This is a genomic window from Synechococcus sp. PCC 6312, from assembly GCF_000316685.1.
Taxonomy (GTDB): Bacteria; Cyanobacteriota; Cyanobacteriia; order Thermosynechococcales; family Thermosynechococcaceae; genus Pseudocalidococcus.
Genome location: NC_019680.1, coordinates 3493923 through 3509609 on the forward strand (window position 1 = coordinate 3493923; position 15687 = coordinate 3509609).

The 15687-nt window shown below is 50.0% G+C and carries 14 protein-coding genes; 9 read left to right on the forward strand and 5 right to left on the reverse strand.

Translation table 11 applies throughout. The features are described 5' to 3' along the window. Positions 1 to 403: 403 nt before the first annotated feature. The 3 genes from SYN6312_RS16980 (at position 404) to SYN6312_RS16990 (ending at position 4663) form a co-directional block, all read left to right on the forward strand. A complete protein-coding gene (locus SYN6312_RS16980; RefSeq protein ID WP_015126127.1) occupies positions 404 to 3148 on the forward strand; it encodes a GAF domain-containing protein in 2745 nt (914 codons plus the stop codon). 62 nt (positions 3149 to 3210) lie between these two features. Then, positions 3211 to 3540, forward strand: coding sequence for a hypothetical protein (locus tag SYN6312_RS16985; RefSeq protein WP_015126128.1), 330 nt, complete (start codon positions 3211 to 3213; stop codon positions 3538 to 3540). Positions 3541 to 3607: 67 nt separating this feature from the next. Next, on the forward strand, positions 3608 to 4663 hold the full coding sequence (locus SYN6312_RS16990; protein WP_015126129.1) for a zinc-binding dehydrogenase: 1056 nt from the start codon (positions 3608 to 3610) through the stop codon (positions 4661 to 4663). A gap of 29 nt (positions 4664 to 4692) precedes the next feature. Here the strand turns inward: SYN6312_RS16990 and SYN6312_RS16995 are convergent, their stop codons facing one another. Further along, positions 4693 to 5514 carry an A24 family peptidase gene (locus SYN6312_RS16995; RefSeq protein WP_015126130.1) on the reverse strand — a complete coding sequence of 274 codons (822 nt, stop codon included), beginning with the start codon at positions 5512 to 5514 and terminating at the stop codon, positions 4693 to 4695. A gap of 14 nt (positions 5515 to 5528) precedes the next feature. Then, complete coding sequence (locus tag SYN6312_RS17000; RefSeq protein WP_253276385.1) at positions 5529 to 5774, reverse strand: hypothetical protein; 246 nt, start codon at positions 5772 to 5774, stop codon at positions 5529 to 5531. Between the two features lie 583 nt (positions 5775 to 6357). Between SYN6312_RS17000 and larC the strand changes: the two genes are divergently transcribed. After that, positions 6358 to 7584 (forward strand): nickel pincer cofactor biosynthesis protein LarC, encoded by a 1227-nt coding sequence (gene larC, locus SYN6312_RS17005; protein ID WP_015126132.1) that lies wholly within the window; start codon positions 6358 to 6360, stop codon positions 7582 to 7584. Positions 7585 to 7738: 154 nt separating this feature from the next. Here the strand turns inward: larC and SYN6312_RS17010 are convergent, their stop codons facing one another. Both SYN6312_RS17010 and SYN6312_RS17015 read right to left on the reverse strand, forming a co-directional pair. Beyond that, complete coding sequence (locus tag SYN6312_RS17010; protein WP_015126133.1) at positions 7739 to 8392, reverse strand: response regulator transcription factor; 654 nt, start codon at positions 8390 to 8392, stop codon at positions 7739 to 7741. Positions 8393 to 8435: 43 nt separating this feature from the next. Beyond that, positions 8436 to 8972 carry a hypothetical protein gene (locus SYN6312_RS17015; protein WP_015126134.1) on the reverse strand — a complete coding sequence of 179 codons (537 nt, stop codon included), beginning with the start codon at positions 8970 to 8972 and terminating at the stop codon, positions 8436 to 8438. 260 nt (positions 8973 to 9232) lie between these two features. Between SYN6312_RS17015 and SYN6312_RS17020 the strand changes: the two genes are divergently transcribed. The 4 genes from SYN6312_RS17020 to SYN6312_RS17035 all read left to right on the forward strand — a co-directional run bounded on the left by SYN6312_RS17020 (position 9233) and on the right by SYN6312_RS17035 (position 12597). Then, complete coding sequence (locus tag SYN6312_RS17020) at positions 9233 to 10513, forward strand: hypothetical protein (RefSeq protein WP_015126135.1); 1281 nt, start codon at positions 9233 to 9235, stop codon at positions 10511 to 10513. Positions 10514 to 10608: 95 nt separating this feature from the next. After that, a complete protein-coding gene (gene rpe / locus SYN6312_RS17025) occupies positions 10609 to 11316 on the forward strand; it encodes a ribulose-phosphate 3-epimerase (RefSeq protein ID WP_015126136.1) in 708 nt (235 codons plus the stop codon). Between the two features lie 28 nt (positions 11317 to 11344). Next, a complete protein-coding gene (locus SYN6312_RS17030; protein WP_015126137.1) occupies positions 11345 to 12166 on the forward strand; it encodes a LicD family protein in 822 nt (273 codons plus the stop codon). Then, on the forward strand, positions 12163 to 12597 hold the full coding sequence (locus SYN6312_RS17035) for an adenylyltransferase/cytidyltransferase family protein (protein WP_015126138.1): 435 nt from the start codon (positions 12163 to 12165) through the stop codon (positions 12595 to 12597). Before SYN6312_RS17030 ends, SYN6312_RS17035 begins: the two co-directional genes overlap by 4 nt. A 243-nt stretch (positions 12598 to 12840) precedes the next feature. Here SYN6312_RS17035 and SYN6312_RS17040 read toward each other — a convergent pair whose 3' ends face one another. Then, complete coding sequence (locus tag SYN6312_RS17040) at positions 12841 to 13923, reverse strand: YheT family hydrolase (protein ID WP_253276386.1); 1083 nt, start codon at positions 13921 to 13923, stop codon at positions 12841 to 12843. On the opposite strand from SYN6312_RS17040, the gene SYN6312_RS17045 reads away from it, so the two are divergent. Further along, positions 13895 to 15643, forward strand: coding sequence for an N-acetylmuramoyl-L-alanine amidase (locus tag SYN6312_RS17045; protein WP_156804866.1), 1749 nt, complete (start codon positions 13895 to 13897; stop codon positions 15641 to 15643). The two genes, SYN6312_RS17040 and SYN6312_RS17045, sit on opposite strands and share 29 nt — an antisense overlap. Positions 15644 to 15687: the final 44 nt, after the last annotated feature.

Below are 15687 nucleotides of genomic sequence, written 5' to 3' on the forward strand. Positions count from 1 at the left end.
TCCAGGCCTTTTTGTATTCATGAGGAATCTCTACAAATCTGAACACCCGATCGGATATGCGATTATTTCAACTAGATAATATCCAAATCCAACTCATAACGGTTTATCAATCCTTTTGGGTCACTACAGTGAGTTGATCCTTCATTCATATCGTTTCATAACCACCACAAGCTCGCCAGATTTTAAGTTCTAACAGCCAAAATTGACTAGGTTCAGGGCGATGAGGTAGGCTCCCCAAGAGTATCTACGGATGGTTTGAGGATTTAACCTTTTTATACAGTTACCATGAATCTAAAGCCGATAGTCCCAGGCCTGGCAAAAAATAACCGAGAAGGATGGTGAATCTGGCCTCAGGGATTAACGGTGATCGTTGCCGCTAGTTGATCCCAATGATTAGAGCGTTATGCAAGCCAAGGTTTTGCCCCACATTACCCAGTCCCTCACTTGTTTATGGTCATCCCAGGCCTGGCCTGAACCCCTCGATATTGCCTTAGATAACCTAGGAACTGCCTTGGATGTGGATCGAGTCCGCCTTTGGCAAGTCCAGCAAACCTCTGGATATTCCCATAATTGGCTCTCTTTACTTGCAGCCTGGCCCAAATCTCCCCTAGAAGCATCTGCCTTAGCCTTGGTCAGCCCTTTAGCCAGTTTTAGTCATTGGTTAAGTCGTTTGCAGGCCGGTCACAGTCTCCAGGCCAGGGTCGGGGAACTTTCAACCGCCGAGCAGCAGTGGTTTCAGGAATTGGGAATTGCTTCAGTTCTAGTCATGCCAGTCAACATAGGTGCGGGCCTGGGGGCCATTTTGACCTTAGAGTACACCCAGCAGGAATATTATTGGCCTGAAGAAACAGTTAACCTCCTCTATCACTTCACCCAACCCCTAGGAGTCGCCCTGCATTATCACCAGACCAAGCAACTGAGTTATGCCCCCCCCGCCCAACCCTATGATCAACGTCTCGTTCAACTGGCCCAGCGTAAGCCCCTCCACCACGGGAACTTAGAATTAGCCCTCCAGGATATTTCTCGCACCGCTGCCCAAACCCTTGAGGTGGAGCGTACCGGTATTTGGTTTTACAGCACCCAACGGCAACAAGTCCGCTGCATCATTTTGTACCAATCCAGTCAAGACCAGTTTAGTCAGGGCTTGGAACTGGCAGCAGCAGATTATCCCGACTATTTCGCCGCACTCCAAGAACAGCGCACCATCGCCGCCCACCAGGCCGAGTTAGACCCACGCACCCACGAATTTGCCCCCCATTACTTACGCCCCCTCGGGATTACCTCTATGCTAGATGCCCCCATTTGGGTTGAGGGGGAGATGATTGGGGTCGTCTGTCATGAACATATTGGCCCCCCGCGGCAGTGGACGATTGGGGAACAGCAGTTTGCCGCAGCCATTGCCGATTTAGTCTCCTTAGCGATTGAATCCCGCGACCGTCACCAGGCCCTTGCGGATCTCCAAGCCAGCGAAGAACGGCTCCAATGCTTTTTCCAGGCCACGACCGAAGCGGTAGTGTTTCACGAACATGGGCGAATTGTCGATCTTAACCAGGCCGCAGAGCGGATGTTTGGCTATTCGTCCCAGGAATTGATTGGCACCTCTGTTTTAGATTTGGCTGATGCAAGTTCCCGAGAGTTGATTCGTCAGCGTTTACAAGAACCCTCGGATCAACTGATTGAGGCAGTCGGGCGCAAGAAAACGGGTGAGACCTTTATTGGGGAACTCCAAGGACGGGCAATCCGGTATCAAGGGCGGGCAATGCGAGTAGTGAGTTTACGGGATATTACCCAACGTAAGCAGGCAGAAATAGAGTTACGGCTGGCGGATCAACGGGAAAAACTATTAGGGGAAATTGCCCTCCGGATTCGCCAATCTCTTGAACTAGAGGATATTCTCAGCACCACCGTTTTAGAGGTTCGACAAAGCCTCCATGTGGATCGGGTCTTCATTGCCTATCTGGATGGAACTGCCCAACAGGCCCAAACCGTAGCCGCAGCAATTTCCACCGAATGGCAGGCGGGAATTGAGGCGATTTTCCAAGACCCAGATTATTTACAGACCCTATTTTCCTTGGGTGATTGTCCCCAGGCCTGGACTTGTCAGACTGACCATGAACCAACCGCCCCTGTTTTGGCCCGCTATCACATCCAATCCACCCTGGCCGTCCCCATTCCTCAAACTGTTAATGTGCGCTATCCCACCCAGCATTTGCCCCCCAAAGTTGTCCTCGTGCTGCATCAATGCGCCGGGCCACGGGATTGGAAAATCTTTGAATGGCAACTCCTTGAACAATTGGCCACCCAAGTTGCGATTGCCTTACAGCAGGCCAGTCTTTATCAACAATTAGCTGCCCTCAACGCCAATTTGGAATATCAAGTCCAAGAACGCACCCAGCAACTGGAACAAAAAATGCTGGAACTCGCAGAACTCAATCGTCTCAAGGATGTCTTTCTCCATGCCGTCTCCCATGATTTACGCACCCCAGTCATGGGAACCCTGATGGTTTTGAATCACTTGCTCCCCGCCGATGAAACAACAGCCCCGGTCACTGTCCCCCGGCATATTTGGAGCCGCATGATTAGCAGTCACAATCGTCAACTCACCCTGATTGATTCCCTTTTGGATATTCATACCAGCGAAGATAACGGACTGTCTCTACAACAAATACCCCAGGCCCTGGATCAGTTAATTGAGAACACCTTGGCTGATTTAGTCTTACTTCTCGATAAAAATCAAACCCACTTGGATAATGCCGTTCCCACTGATTTACCCTTGATTTGGATTGATCCGGGACAACTGCAACGAGTCTTTGAAAACTTAATCACCAATGCCCTCAAACATAATCCCCCCGGCCTAAAACTGTCTCTGCGGGCTCGGGTTGTTGAATCTGAAGCGACTTCCAGTCAGCCGATGGTTTTATGTACCGTCCAAGATAATGGCCTGGGAATTCACCCGGAACAACAAGAGCATCTTTTTGATTTGTACTATCAAGGCAAGCAATCTCGACATTTACGGGGCATTGGCCTGGGACTCTATCTCTGTCGGCAAATTGTCCAGGCCCACGGGGGCGAGATTGGCGTGATCAGTACACCGGATCAGGGGGCGACATTCTGGTTAACCTTACCCATTTATCAAGCTGCGAATTGACCAGGCCGGAAGTTGAATCATGTATTTTGGATATAACCCCTTATGACTCTGGACGCTCGATTATGCCTGAAGTCACCACCCAAACCGATTTAAGTCAAGTCCTCGCCATTCTCCAGACTATGCAGGGGACTCTCAACGCCGTTCAAGCCGATATCAAGACGGTTCAAGCCGATTTGCAAGCTCTGACCCTAGAAGTGAAAGTCAATCAGGCCAAAACGGATGAGCGATTCAAAAGCATTGAAGAAAAAGTAGATGCCCTCAAACAAGAAGTATCAGATTTGCGACTCCAACAACGAGCCACTGATAATCGGATTTTGACGTTTCTGTTTACGGCCTTTATTACCGCGGTGGGCTTATTAACCAAGGTGATATTTTTTGATCCTAAAGGGTAACTAACAACTCCAGGCCGAGATATTTTAAGACTGGACTTAATTATTCAATGACTCACGAGGTGTTTTGGTGCGGGCAGCAGTACTCTACGGACAACAGGATTTACGGCTAGAGACGATTGCAGATCCCACACCGGGGCCTGGGGAAGTGATTATTGCAGTCCAGGCGGCAACCACCTGTGGCACGGATCTAAAAGTTTGGCGGCGGGGTGGTCATGCCCGGATGTTAAAACCACCAATCTTATTTGGACATGAAGCAGCCGGAGAAATTGTCGCCTTAGGTGCTGGGGTATCGGATTGGCAAATTGGCCAGCGGATAGTTGCAAACAATTCTGCACCCTGTGGAGACTGCTTCTATTGCCACCGCCATGAGTATTCTCTCTGTCAGAACTTGGAATTTAACAATGGTACCTATGCTGAATATTTGAAAATTCCCGCCCAGATTGTCGCCAAAAACCTCTTAGCCATTCCCGAACATTTACCCACTCCCATTGCGGCAATGACAGAACCCCTGGCCTGTGTTTTGCATGGTGTGGCCCGTTGTGGATTTTCTGCAGATCAGGTCAAAGCTTGGCCCAACCCCCCCCAGGTCCTAGTGATTGGGGATGGCGCGATTGGCTTAATGTTTGTCGGTGTCTTAGCCCAGCAGGGAGCAACTGTGATTTTATCGGGGGGTTCACCGGCCCGCTTGGAGATTGGGCAGATTTTTGGAGCCACCACTATTCTTAACCATCGCCAAACCCCTGACCTACCCGCCACAATTCAAGAACTTACCTCAGGCCTGGGCGCGGATATTGTCATTGAAGCCACGGGAGTCCCCTCGGTTTGGGAAACGGCGATTGCTTGCACCAGGCCTGGGGGAACGGTTAATCTCTTTGGCGGTTGTCCTCGGGATACCCAAATTACGTTGAATACGGAGCAACTGCACTATGGCGAATTGACCCTGAAAGGCGTTTTTCACAACACTCCATCCTATGTGCGCCAGGCCTTGCAAGTTCTCTCTGAAAATGTCATTCCCTGGTCAAAACTGATTACCCGGATTGCCCCATTAAGCGAACTAGAAGCCACGTTCCAGGCCATGCTCAATCGTCAAGTCATTAAGGCCGCCATTGACCCCAGAGCCTAATTTAGCGCGGGTTAACTGCCCCCCTCACCTCAAGCTACCAATCCGATCCAACGAAAGTAAGCCGAAATCATTTCCTGTCCAAACAACGCCGCAATGGCTGCCCCCAAGGCTAAAAAAGGGCCAAAGGGCATCGGTTGTCGCCGGCCCAAAAACCCCAGGCCAATCCCTGCCAAACCCACCACGGCCCCCATCGCCGAGGCTAAGAAACAGGTCAATAACAGCAACTTCCACCCCAACCAGGCCCCAATCATCGCCGCTAATTTCCCATCTCCACCGCCCATCACTTCCTGTTGGAGAATGACTGCCCCACCCCAGCGAATCAGATCAAACAACCACAGGCCCAGAACCACAGAAATCACACTATTCGTCAAGGCCGACAAACAAGCCACCACTGTCCCCTGATCTGCCCAGGCCAAAAAAATTTGAGCCATGATTCCGGTCATTACTCCCCACTTGGTTAAAATATGGGGCAAGGTGAGGGTGTCCAGATCGATCAGGGCTAAGGCCACCAGCCAACTCAGAAAAATCCAATCGGCCAAAGTCTGCCACTGCCAACCCAAGAGAAGAAAAACCGCCAGAAACTTCACAGCCACCCCAAGTTCAAGCAGGGGGTAGCGGGGAGAAATAGGAGCTTGGCAATAGCGGCATTGACCCCGCAAAAAGACCCAACCCAAGACTGGAATATTATCTTGGGGGCGTAGTCGAGTCAGGCAAGCAGGACAACGGGAGGGGGGATAGATGAGGGATAAACCGGCCGGAATTCGATAAATCACCACATTCAGGAAGCTGCCAATTGCTGCACCCAACCCCAAAACCAAAAGGTTAACTAAACCATCAATAATCAGAGTCAATCTTCAATACAAACTCATGCAGTGGGAGTAACATCTTGGGGCAGTTTTTGCGCTGGGACAAAGCATTCCCGTGGTAATAAAACGGGTTGGGTTTGAAAAATCACATGACCCCGCAAGGTTTCCCGGTCAATTGCCACTCCAGCAGGCAGTTGCTTATCCCCATGGGTTTGATGATAGCAGGTATAAATGGCTTGTGCCGCGTGGAGAATTGTTGTTTCCGTAATCATGTCTAGCCTGTCACCCTCAGATGTCTGCATCATTTGAATCATGAATCTTATCTACTCCTTACACTACAGGGATCGTTTCTATGCTAACAATGGTTTTTCTTGCTTTATGCAGCGTTTGTGTCATATTTTCAGGTGTCTATGTTCACTAATACTTACTTGTTCTTGACTATTTTTATGCATCTCAGCTTGAAGGTTTAGGAATAAAGCAAGCCCATGGTAGCCGCCGCTCATGATCCCGTAAAAACTTCTGGGAATCCTCCTTAAGTTAGGCCATAACGCAATTGCGACTCATTTTTATGCAAGTTTGCAGGGATATAGCATGACTCATTTACGGCTCTTATGGGGACAAGTCAAGAAATGCTTTATGGGCAGTCTTTTTAAGATGTCTCCTCTCTTAGAACAGTCTGCATAAGGCTAGATTGCTTGACGTTGAGGCGGATCAAGAAAACGAGCTTGGGTATCGGGTTGGGCCTTGAATCGGCGGACTCACCAACTGGGATCGGCGGCACTGCCTGTGAGTATTGGGACGATTCATACCCCTGAGATTTAAGTTCCCAGGCCCGGTGATTGCCCAGAGGGAATTAAGATCTAAGGGATCAAAACTTGGGCCTAAAGCATGGTGAACGTTGCCTATTGTGACTGTCCAATGGGGATTGCCGGGGATATGGTCTTGGGGGCCGTAGTGGATGCGGGAGTGCCCTTGGCCTACCTCCAAGCAGAACTGGGGAAGCTGGGCCTGGGGGATGAGTTTACCCTAGAGATCGAACGAGTCACCCGCCAAGGCCAGGCCGGAACTAAGGCCCATGTGCATCTTCAGGATCGGGGCCATCACCATCATGCCCATCCCCACGGTCGCCACTGGCCGGAAATTGTCCAACTGATTCAAGCGGCGGCACTTCCCCCCCAAGTCACAGCCTGGAGTTTACGGATTTTTGAACAGTTAGCCAGGGCTGAGGGGGCGGTACATGGGATTCTTCCCGAAAAAGTCCATTTCCATGAGGTGGGGGCCGTAGATGCCATTGTGGATATTGTCGGGAGTTGCCTTGGCCTGGACTGGTTGGGAATTGAGGCGATCTATTGTTCGGCCTTGCCCAGTGGGGGTGGAACGGTGAGAGCGGCCCACGGAATTTTACCTGTCCCTGTCCCCGCCGTATTGCAGCTTTATCAAAGTCGGCAAGTTCCCATCTATGACAACGGGGTTCAGAAAGAACTGGTTACGCCAACAGGTGCGGCCATTGTTGTGGCCTTAGCTGAGGCCTTTGGCTCTCCCCCAGCCATGGAGATTAGGAAAATTGGTTTAGGAGCCGGAACACAAGACTTAGCCACTCCCAATCTTTTTCGGCTTTGGATCGGCCAGTTATCCCCTGCTCCAGGACCTACGGAGATTCCCTACCAAACCGATGAAATTATTGAACTCCAAACCCAAGTGGATGATCTCAGTCCCCAGGCCATCGGCTATACCTTAGATGCACTCTACCAGGCCGGGGCAGTGGAGGTATTTACTCAGGCCATTATGATGAAAAAAAATCGTCCGGGCCTGTTGATCACCGTATTATCTCCCCTGGCAACGGCCTTGGCCTGTGAAGAAGTGCTTTTCCGAGAAACAACAACCTTGGGGATTCGGCGGCAGCTCCAATCACGACATATCCTCAAGCGAGAAATCGTCACCATCACCACACCCTATGGGCCGATGCCAGTCAAGTTGGGATACTGGGGCCAGGAGTTAGTCACAATCCAACCCGAATATGAAGACTGTGCCCAATTAGCCGCAACTCAGCAAATTCCATGGCGTGAGGTTCACCGTCAAGCCATGGCCGCAGCCTATGCACGTTATCGCGACTAAACCTGACTAAGGTAAGGCTGTCTAGCCTGGTTGTTCCCAGATGAGGGTGGCCTTAAAAACTCTCCTAAAGACTCATGCATCAGGCCTTATCCGTAGCCGACTCACAATTGATCTCTGATCTATGAGTCCGAGTGTACCCCTAAATTTATTGCTTTTAGGAAACTTGGTTGTGCTCAACCCAGATGCGAACTAATTCGGCCCGATTGTGGGCTTGGAATTTTTGTAAAAGACTGCCGACATATTTTTCAATCGTTCGGGCACTTAAATGGAGTTCTCCACCAATTTGGGCATTGGATAATCCTTGGGATAAATACCGTAACACCTCCTCTTCCCGGGGAGTTAGGGCCGGAGCAGGGGTGAGACTTTCATGGGTTGGAGCTCCCAGGGCCGGTGGTGTTTGTGAGATCGTCCGTTGTTGCCATTCCGCTTGAATAAGTTGATTGCGCTCCAAGAGATTACGGACAATTGCTCCCAGTTCCTCTAGCTCAAACGGCTTAGATAAATAGCTATCCGCTCCGGTTTGATAGGCTTTAATCCGAGCCTGGGTTTGGCTGCGGCCAGTTAAGTAAATCACCGGTAACAGTCGGAGGGCAGGTTGTTGGCGGATGCGTTGGACAAGTTGGTATCCATCCATTTCCGGCATGGCAATGTCCGTAATTAATAAATGGGGTTGAAATTGATTGATCATCGCCAAGGCTTCCTGACCATGCCGGGCCTGGAGAACCAAATAGCCATGATCTTCTAAATAGTGATGCACAGCCATGCGAATCCCAGGATCATCGTCAGTTACCAACACGGTTAACGGCATACAGACAACCCCGCCATGATGAACAGTTAATCAATGGTTGTTATTAAATAAATTGAGTTTTAGTTTGTAAATACTGCTGCACGGCCCCAGCTAATTGCCGGAAATTAGGCTCGATCTTTTGTCCGAGGTAGTCCTCCACGGCCTGGGCCATCACCCCGGCTAAAAAACCTGGAACTCCTTTAATTTTGTCAGGATTAATGGTTAGATGTCCTTGGCTTTTAATCAGGGTTTGATGATCATTATCTATAAAAATGTTTTTTCCGAGGCATTGCACCGCTTCCGTAAACGCATGGGTTTGAATCTGCCAATCGGTGACAAATTCAGCATCATGCCAATCGGTAATATCTGTCCAAGACAACATGGCATCACTGAGTAGGGCGCGGGCGGCTAAGGGAATTTCGCCCCCTCCATGCCAGACCAAGACAAGATGCAGGCCAGGATTTTTTTCCTCACGGCTTTTGACTTCAATTTCCCTCACGTTGGTGAGATAGGGGGTAAGCTCCAATAGGTGATCGCGATAGGCTTGATAAACTAAGGGGCGAGGAAAGGGTAAGGTTACCTGAGTGTTAATTTGCATCATGGCCCAATTCGCACCTAGTGGCGATAATGATTAGCATGGCAGACTTTTGGAATGTTTGGTTAGGTGTTCAATAACGGGGCCTGGTACGAGCCATCATTACCCCATAGCCCAGTCCTGTTAACTTATCTTATTCAAGGATTTGTCTAAAGTCATACCTCTTGGCCGCAGGTAACTGACAAACTCAGGTTAAGATAGAACGACTTCCCCCCCTCTCCTCAAGTTCATGCACTTGGGCTAAGGAAAAGATTGCGCGCGTTTTTATGGAAGAAGCTCCCCCCAGCATCCCCACGGCTCTATCTCAATTGGAGTTGCCTTGGTTACAGGAGATGAGGGTGTCCCCAGTCCCGACCCCAGAGGAACCAGAAGCAGAGGTTTTTCCCGACCCCCCATCTCTGCCTCAAACCCCTGTGGCGATCACTAATCCTCACAAATTGAGTAATCTCGACGGCCATTCCGCTGAACCTAACTGGCCCCAGCGGGTTTTGCATCTAGAGCAGGCCCTCGATCAATGTCAAGTCTATATTGAAGAATTGAAACAACAACTGGTTGAGCAACAGTTTTTAGAAGATATTCTTGCTCGGACAGAAGAAACAGCCCAAATTCAACAACAGGCCATTCTCAGTCTTAAGCAACAATTAGCAGACTACTATCACACACAAGGACAGTTGAATCAACTACAGGCTAGTCATACGGCACTCCAAGACCAACTCCAGCATCTCCAACAAGCCTATGACCACCAGGCCGACCTTTTTAAGGAATCTCAAGCCCTGACTCAGCAACGGCAGGCCGAAATAAACCAGCTTCAGCATCAGTTGCGGCCGCACCAAGAGCAAATTCAGCTCCTTCAATATCGCATTGGCCAGTTAGAATCCCAAGTCCAAGACCGACAACAAAGGATCACAGACCTAGAGTCCCGCCTCCAACGATCAGCCCAAATTGTCGCTACCCAACAGGAAATAATTACTGCGCTGCAAAAGGCCCAAGGCCCAGAGTCTAGCAAAAATCAAGTTATCCAAGGTCTGAGTCAAAACCTTCTCACGGCCCAAACCAAAATCTACACCTTAGAAACAGAATATAGTAGCCAACGACTGCACCAGGCCCAACTCCAACACCATGCCCAAGAAGTTGAAGAACACGCCATTCAGCAACAGGTCAGGATTAACAAATTAGAGCAGCAGGTGGCGGAAATGCAGGAGCAAATTTTGCACCAGGCCCAACAGGAGCGGGAACAGGAAACCGCCATCCAGCACTGGAAAGATCGCCACCACCAGGCCGATGCCACAATTTGCCAACTCAAGGCCGTTCTCACCAATATCCTTACGGATCGGAAGCTCTTGGAGTTGATTCACCTGGATGCAGATTCGATACGGATTTCTTGGGGGACAGGAGAGGAAGTGAGCAATCTCTTACATTTCTTAGAGATGAATGACCCAGCCCCCTTAAGCAAACCCGCCAAATATTTAAGTGCGGCGGATACTACGGCCAATAGTGAAGACGATCGGGAATTGAACCCGCTGCCAACCCGGATCCGCGGGCATTAACGTTAGATGCATAACGAATTGCGCTAATTGCGACCAGACAACAAGCGGGGTAAGATCAATCGTAAATCCTCAAGATTCCGGGAAAACCTTGTCCTATGAACCTCGCACGCAGCCCAAAATCCGTGGTGATTGCCCCCTCAATCCTCTCGGCTGATTTTAGTCGGCTTGGGGATGAAATTCGGGCTGTGGATGCCGCTGGTGCTGACTGGATTCACGTGGATGTCATGGATGGCCGGTTTGTCCCCAATATCACCATCGGCCCCTTGATTGTCGAAGCAATTCGCCCCGTCACCCCTAAGCCCCTTGATGTCCATTTAATGATTGTTGAGCCAGAAAAATATGTGGCTGACTTTGCTAAGGCTGGGGCCGATATTATTTCAGTCCATGCCGAGCACAATGCCTCTCCCCACCTCCATCGGACATTGGGACAAATTCGGGAATTAGGGAAGCAAGCAGGTGTGGTGCTCAACCCCTCAACCCCCCTGGAACTGATTGAATATGTGTTGGAGCTCTGTGATTTGATCTTGATTATGAGTGTCAATCCTGGGTTTGGTGGTCAAAAGTTTATTCCTGAAGTTGTCCCCAAAATTCGCCGCTTACGCGCCATCTGTGAGGAGCGGGGCTTGGATCCCTGGATTGAAGTAGATGGGGGTCTAAAAGGGGATAATACCTGGCAAGTTTTAGAAGCCGGAGCCAATGCGATTGTGGCCGGTTCAGCCGTCTTCAAAGCCAAGGACTACGCCCAGGCCATTGAGGGAATTCGCAACAGCAAACGCCCCATTCCTGAGTTAATCACGGCCTAAATTCAACTCAACACGGGATTGATTGAGTATGGCTGAACCAACGGCAAAACCGGATCAGCATTTAGAGCCAATGAACTTGTCCGAAGTGCATCAAACGCTGCTGAGGATGTTGGCCGTGGTTACGGAATTATTGGATCACCATGGCCTAGACTATTGCTTATTTGGGGGAGGGTGTCTTGGTATTGCCCGTCATGATCATGGCTTTGTCCCTTGGGATGATGATTTAGATTTAGCCGTTTGGGCCCGGGATTGGCCGCGACTACCCAAGGTTTTCGCCCATCTACCGACTCCCTACGCCACCCTTCTAAAAGGTACATCCTATTTTCCAACCTTTAATGTATTTGATAGTTCAACCCAAGTATCTGGGGCTACGAATGCCGAATCAGCAGGGGTTTTTATTGATATTGTGCCGATGATGGTCTGGCCAGGCAAGTTGGCTAAGGTGATTGACCGAGTCCTAGAGGTTTTGGCAAGAACAGACGTTTCAACCTCACCCGTGGCCTGGAAACGCTTAGTCAGTCGAATCATTTGTTCCTTGCCTTTGGCCCGTGTAGCTCAATGTGTACAAAGACATATTTTTTTTCCCTACATCTTGACATCGGATCGACGCTTATTTACTCAAAAACAGGGATTAGTCACCGGAGCATTGGGCCGTCCTTGGCATGGGAAGTATCCGTTTGATGTCATTTTCCCAACCCAACTGAGCCACATCCATCAAGTCCCCGTCAAAATTCCCCGTCACCTGGATCAATTTCTTAAAAATCGCTACGGCACAAAATATCTGGAGATTCCCGATGATGCTAAGCGGTGGCGGCATTTTCAGCAAGCCTATCGAATTGTGAATCCATGACAACGGCGATAACCTTTGGTGCGTTTGATTTACTTCACTACGGGCATTTGCGGCTTTTGGCTCGAATGGCTGAGATGGCATCGCACGTTATTGTTGGCCTGGCCACGGATGAAGTGATCATGGCCTGTGGGAAAGCAGCCCCCTTCTATAGGTTTGAGATTCGCCAAGAAATGTTACTCCATACTTGCTATGTCAATCAGGTTTTACGCCATGGTAGTGCCATTGATGGCGGGGGACGGGTCAAAATTATTCAGGAAAAAATTGATTTCGTACAATCTCATCAGGTAAATTTAGTCGTTATGGGTAGTGATTGGCGCGGTGAGTATGATTTTCTCAAGCCCTATTGCGATGTTTGCTATCTGGAGCGGACACCTGATATTTCAACGACTAAAATCAAGCAACAACTATCAGGGGCAGTAATGGCAGATTAGAGTTATTTCGAGAGTTGGGCTGGAATTGGGAGATGGGTATTGAAACTGGCTTACGCAACAACTTTCTAACTTAATCCAGGCTGATTATACTGAGTCAAATTTCCCATGCAGTTGGCCGGGGAGACATTAACTATCAAATAGGGGCGTGAGCTAGAAGAACTTTTGCGCTTAAAAGAGCTAGTGGATAACTATGATCAAATCCGAGAAATGGGCTTTTGGGGAAATCTGGAAAGCTCATGACCGTCATCTCTTGGAAGATTGCCCATTAAACCAGGCCAAGACTCGATTCCAGGCCCACCAGCCATCCGGATCACCCCAGCGTTTTTGTTCTCGGTTGTCACTTAAGTAGCCGACATGGCCGCCATATCGAGTTAAGTGTAAATGCAAGGCTGGATTGTGGTGGCAAATCTGTTTTAAGTCGGGAATAATGCTGGGGTCAAAGAGGGGATCATCGGCAGCATAGAGGATATAAACGGGCCGCTTGAGTTGGTCGAGAAATCGGAAGGGACTACTGGCCTGGTAGTATGCAGCAACAGATTCAAACCCCAAGCGCGGAATCACCAACTCCTGATCAAATTCCCAAATACTATTCGCCCGTTGAATTGCTTCTAAATCCAAGGCCTGGGGATGGTAGGCGTAGAGATGCCGGGCCAGAATTTTGAGTTGCTTGGTGATGGATCGTTCTATCGCTCGGCCCCAAGGAGTTTTGACTAAATACTTCAAGGAGCGCAAGGAATCTAAACTCGGACAAATGACCGCTACCCCAGCAATATCAGCATTATTCTCTGTTTCGGCGGCGTGCAGTCCCCAAAGTGCTAATTGTCCACCCAAGGAATAGCCAACCAACCAATAGGGAGGAGGACAACCCAGTCCGGCGGCTTGTTCAGCAATGGCCAGAAAATCGCCACCCTCATAAATGCCATCGGATGTCAACGTTGGGCAAAGCTCGCCTGTTTTACCATGTCCACGCCAGTCAAATAAAATTACCCCATAGCCTCTGTCCCAGGCCTTGCGCCCAAAAATTTGCAGATACCACTGGTTTGTTAGCTCTCCCGTAATCCCGTAAGTTGCGATCACAGTGCCGGGGGAAACTTGGGATTTTGGGGAACCGACCCAGGCCCAAAGGGGAATATTCTGCCCGCCTTGAATAATTTGCTCTTGATAAGGGGGTTGGGCATAGGGAGTTAAAGCCTGCCAGTTGCGTCCGTGAATTAGGGCCGTATAGAGAGTATGGATCAGGCCGGAACGTAAAAGCAGCGGGGGATAATAGGGGGGCAAATCTGATGGGGAATGGGGCATGGGTTGGCTAATGGGAGGGGGATTCACAGGCCTGGGGGGATACATGGTGATGCAGTTACTAGCCCAAGATCAAAGTGGCTTACGGATTGTCTATCCACCCGTTGAACATCAAACCACAGCCCCCCAAATTTTTATTATTGGCACAGCCCCACCCCAGCAAATTGTTACGGTTAATGACCAAGTAATTAGCCAACGGTCTCCAGCCGGCCATTTTGCCCCCACAGTTCCCTTAGCCTATGGAGAAAATCAAATCCGTATCCAGGCCGGTGGCCAAACCCAAATTCTAACTGTCACCCGTCCCCAACATCCCCCCATCACCGGACTAAATATTCTTGAGCCAGCCAGCAATTGGAGTCGTTTACCGAATGAACCCCTTTGTTTTACGTCCCAGGCCCCAGCCACAAGCACCCTTCACGTCCAGGTCGGTCAGGAGAAAGTTCCTCTATTCCCAATCCCAACGCCGGCCCAGCTTCCCCCCAACAGTGCGGCCCTCACCCACACGAATCAACCCCAATCCAACCCCATTTCAACCTTTCGAGGCTGTACCCAATTGTCCCAATCCAGTGACTACGGCCGGCCCCAATTTCGATTAACTGCCCCAAACAAAGAATCCCAACTTGCGCCCGGTCGCATCCAAATTCTCAACCCCAATCAACTCCGCCCCATTCAAGTGATCCGGCCCCTCGGAGGTATTGCCCGCACTGGCCCCAGCACCGATTATTCCCGACTCACCCCGCTACCCCCAGGTACACAAGCTACCGTCACAGGCCAAACCGGAGAATGGTTACGACTCGACTACGGGGCCTGGATTAACAAAAACGAAACCCAACCCTTACCCCCAGACAGCCCAACACAATCCCTGATTCGGAGTATTACCAGTCGGCAAGTCCCCGGTTGGACAGAAATCCGCTTTCCCCTGGAAGTTCCCGTGCCAGTAGCTGTGGATGTGAGCGACAAAACCTTTACCCTGAAACTGTTCAACACTACTGCCCAAACTGATGTGATTCGCCTCGATGCAGATCCCGTCATTAGTCGCTTGGATTGGCAACAAACCCGGCCTGGGGAAGTCATTTATCGGTTTCAACTTCATTACCAACAACAATGGGGCTATCGTCTCCGTTATGAAGGAACTACGTTGGTTTTGGGCTTAAGGCATCCTCCGAAATTGGGGCCTAAAACGCAACCTTTGGCCGGGCTAAAAATCCTCTTAGATGCAGGGCATGGGGGGCCAGAGGATTCGGGAGCGATTGGGCCAACGGGTGAGCCTGAAAAGAAATTTACGCTAATTCTGGCCAAACTCCTAGAAACTGAACTGCAAAAACGGGGGGCGATGGTCATCCAAACCCGGACTACGGACAAAGACCTAGACTTACCGGAGCGGATCCTCGCCATTGAAAATAGTGAACCGACCTTAGCCTTCAGCCTTCATTACAATGCCCTACCAGACCAGGGAGATGCCCTCAACACCCAGGGAATTGGCGCATTTTGGTACCAGGCCCAGAGTCACAGTCTTGCGCTATTTTTAGAGGATTATTTAGCTACCCAACTAAATCGGCCCCGGTATGGCGTGTTTTGGAATAATTTGGCATTGACTCGCCCCACTGTTGCCCCAGCCGTTGTCCTGGAATTGGGGTTCATGATCAATCCCTGGGAATTTGAATGGATTACGGATGAAACATCCCAAAAACAATTGGCGAAAACCCTCGGTGATGGCATCCAGGCCTGGTTGTTGCAGGCGCAAAGATAACAATGTCCAGGCCTGGGCTGATGAACTGTCAATCCCCCCATCGG

Bases quoted from the DNA above. Each gene is read 5' to 3' on its own strand.
- SYN6312_RS16980 (WP_015126127.1), top strand. From the start codon at position 404: ATGCAAGCCAAGGTTTTGCCCCACATTACCCAGTCCCTCACTTGTTTA.
- SYN6312_RS17020 (WP_015126135.1), top strand. From the start codon at position 9,233: ATGGAAGAAGCTCCCCCCAGCATCCCCACGGCTCTATCTCAATTGGAG.
- SYN6312_RS17035 (WP_015126138.1), top strand. From the start codon at position 12,163: ATGACAACGGCGATAACCTTTGGTGCGTTTGATTTACTTCACTACGGG.
- SYN6312_RS17045 (WP_156804866.1), top strand. From the start codon at position 13,895: ATGGGTTGGCTAATGGGAGGGGGATTCACAGGCCTGGGGGGATACATG.
- SYN6312_RS17000 (WP_253276385.1), bottom strand. From the start codon at position 5,774: ATGATGCAGACATCTGAGGGTGACAGGCTAGACATGATTACGGAAACA.
- SYN6312_RS17015 (WP_015126134.1), bottom strand. From the start codon at position 8,972: ATGATGCAAATTAACACTCAGGTAACCTTACCCTTTCCTCGCCCCTTA.
- larC (WP_015126132.1), top strand. From the start codon at position 6,358: ATGGTGAACGTTGCCTATTGTGACTGTCCAATGGGGATTGCCGGGGAT.
- SYN6312_RS17010 (WP_015126133.1), bottom strand. From the start codon at position 8,392: ATGCCGTTAACCGTGTTGGTAACTGACGATGATCCTGGGATTCGCATG.
- rpe (WP_015126136.1), top strand. From the start codon at position 10,609: ATGAACCTCGCACGCAGCCCAAAATCCGTGGTGATTGCCCCCTCAATC.
- SYN6312_RS16985 (WP_015126128.1), top strand. From the start codon at position 3,211: ATGCCTGAAGTCACCACCCAAACCGATTTAAGTCAAGTCCTCGCCATT.
- SYN6312_RS17030 (WP_015126137.1), top strand. From the start codon at position 11,345: ATGGCTGAACCAACGGCAAAACCGGATCAGCATTTAGAGCCAATGAAC.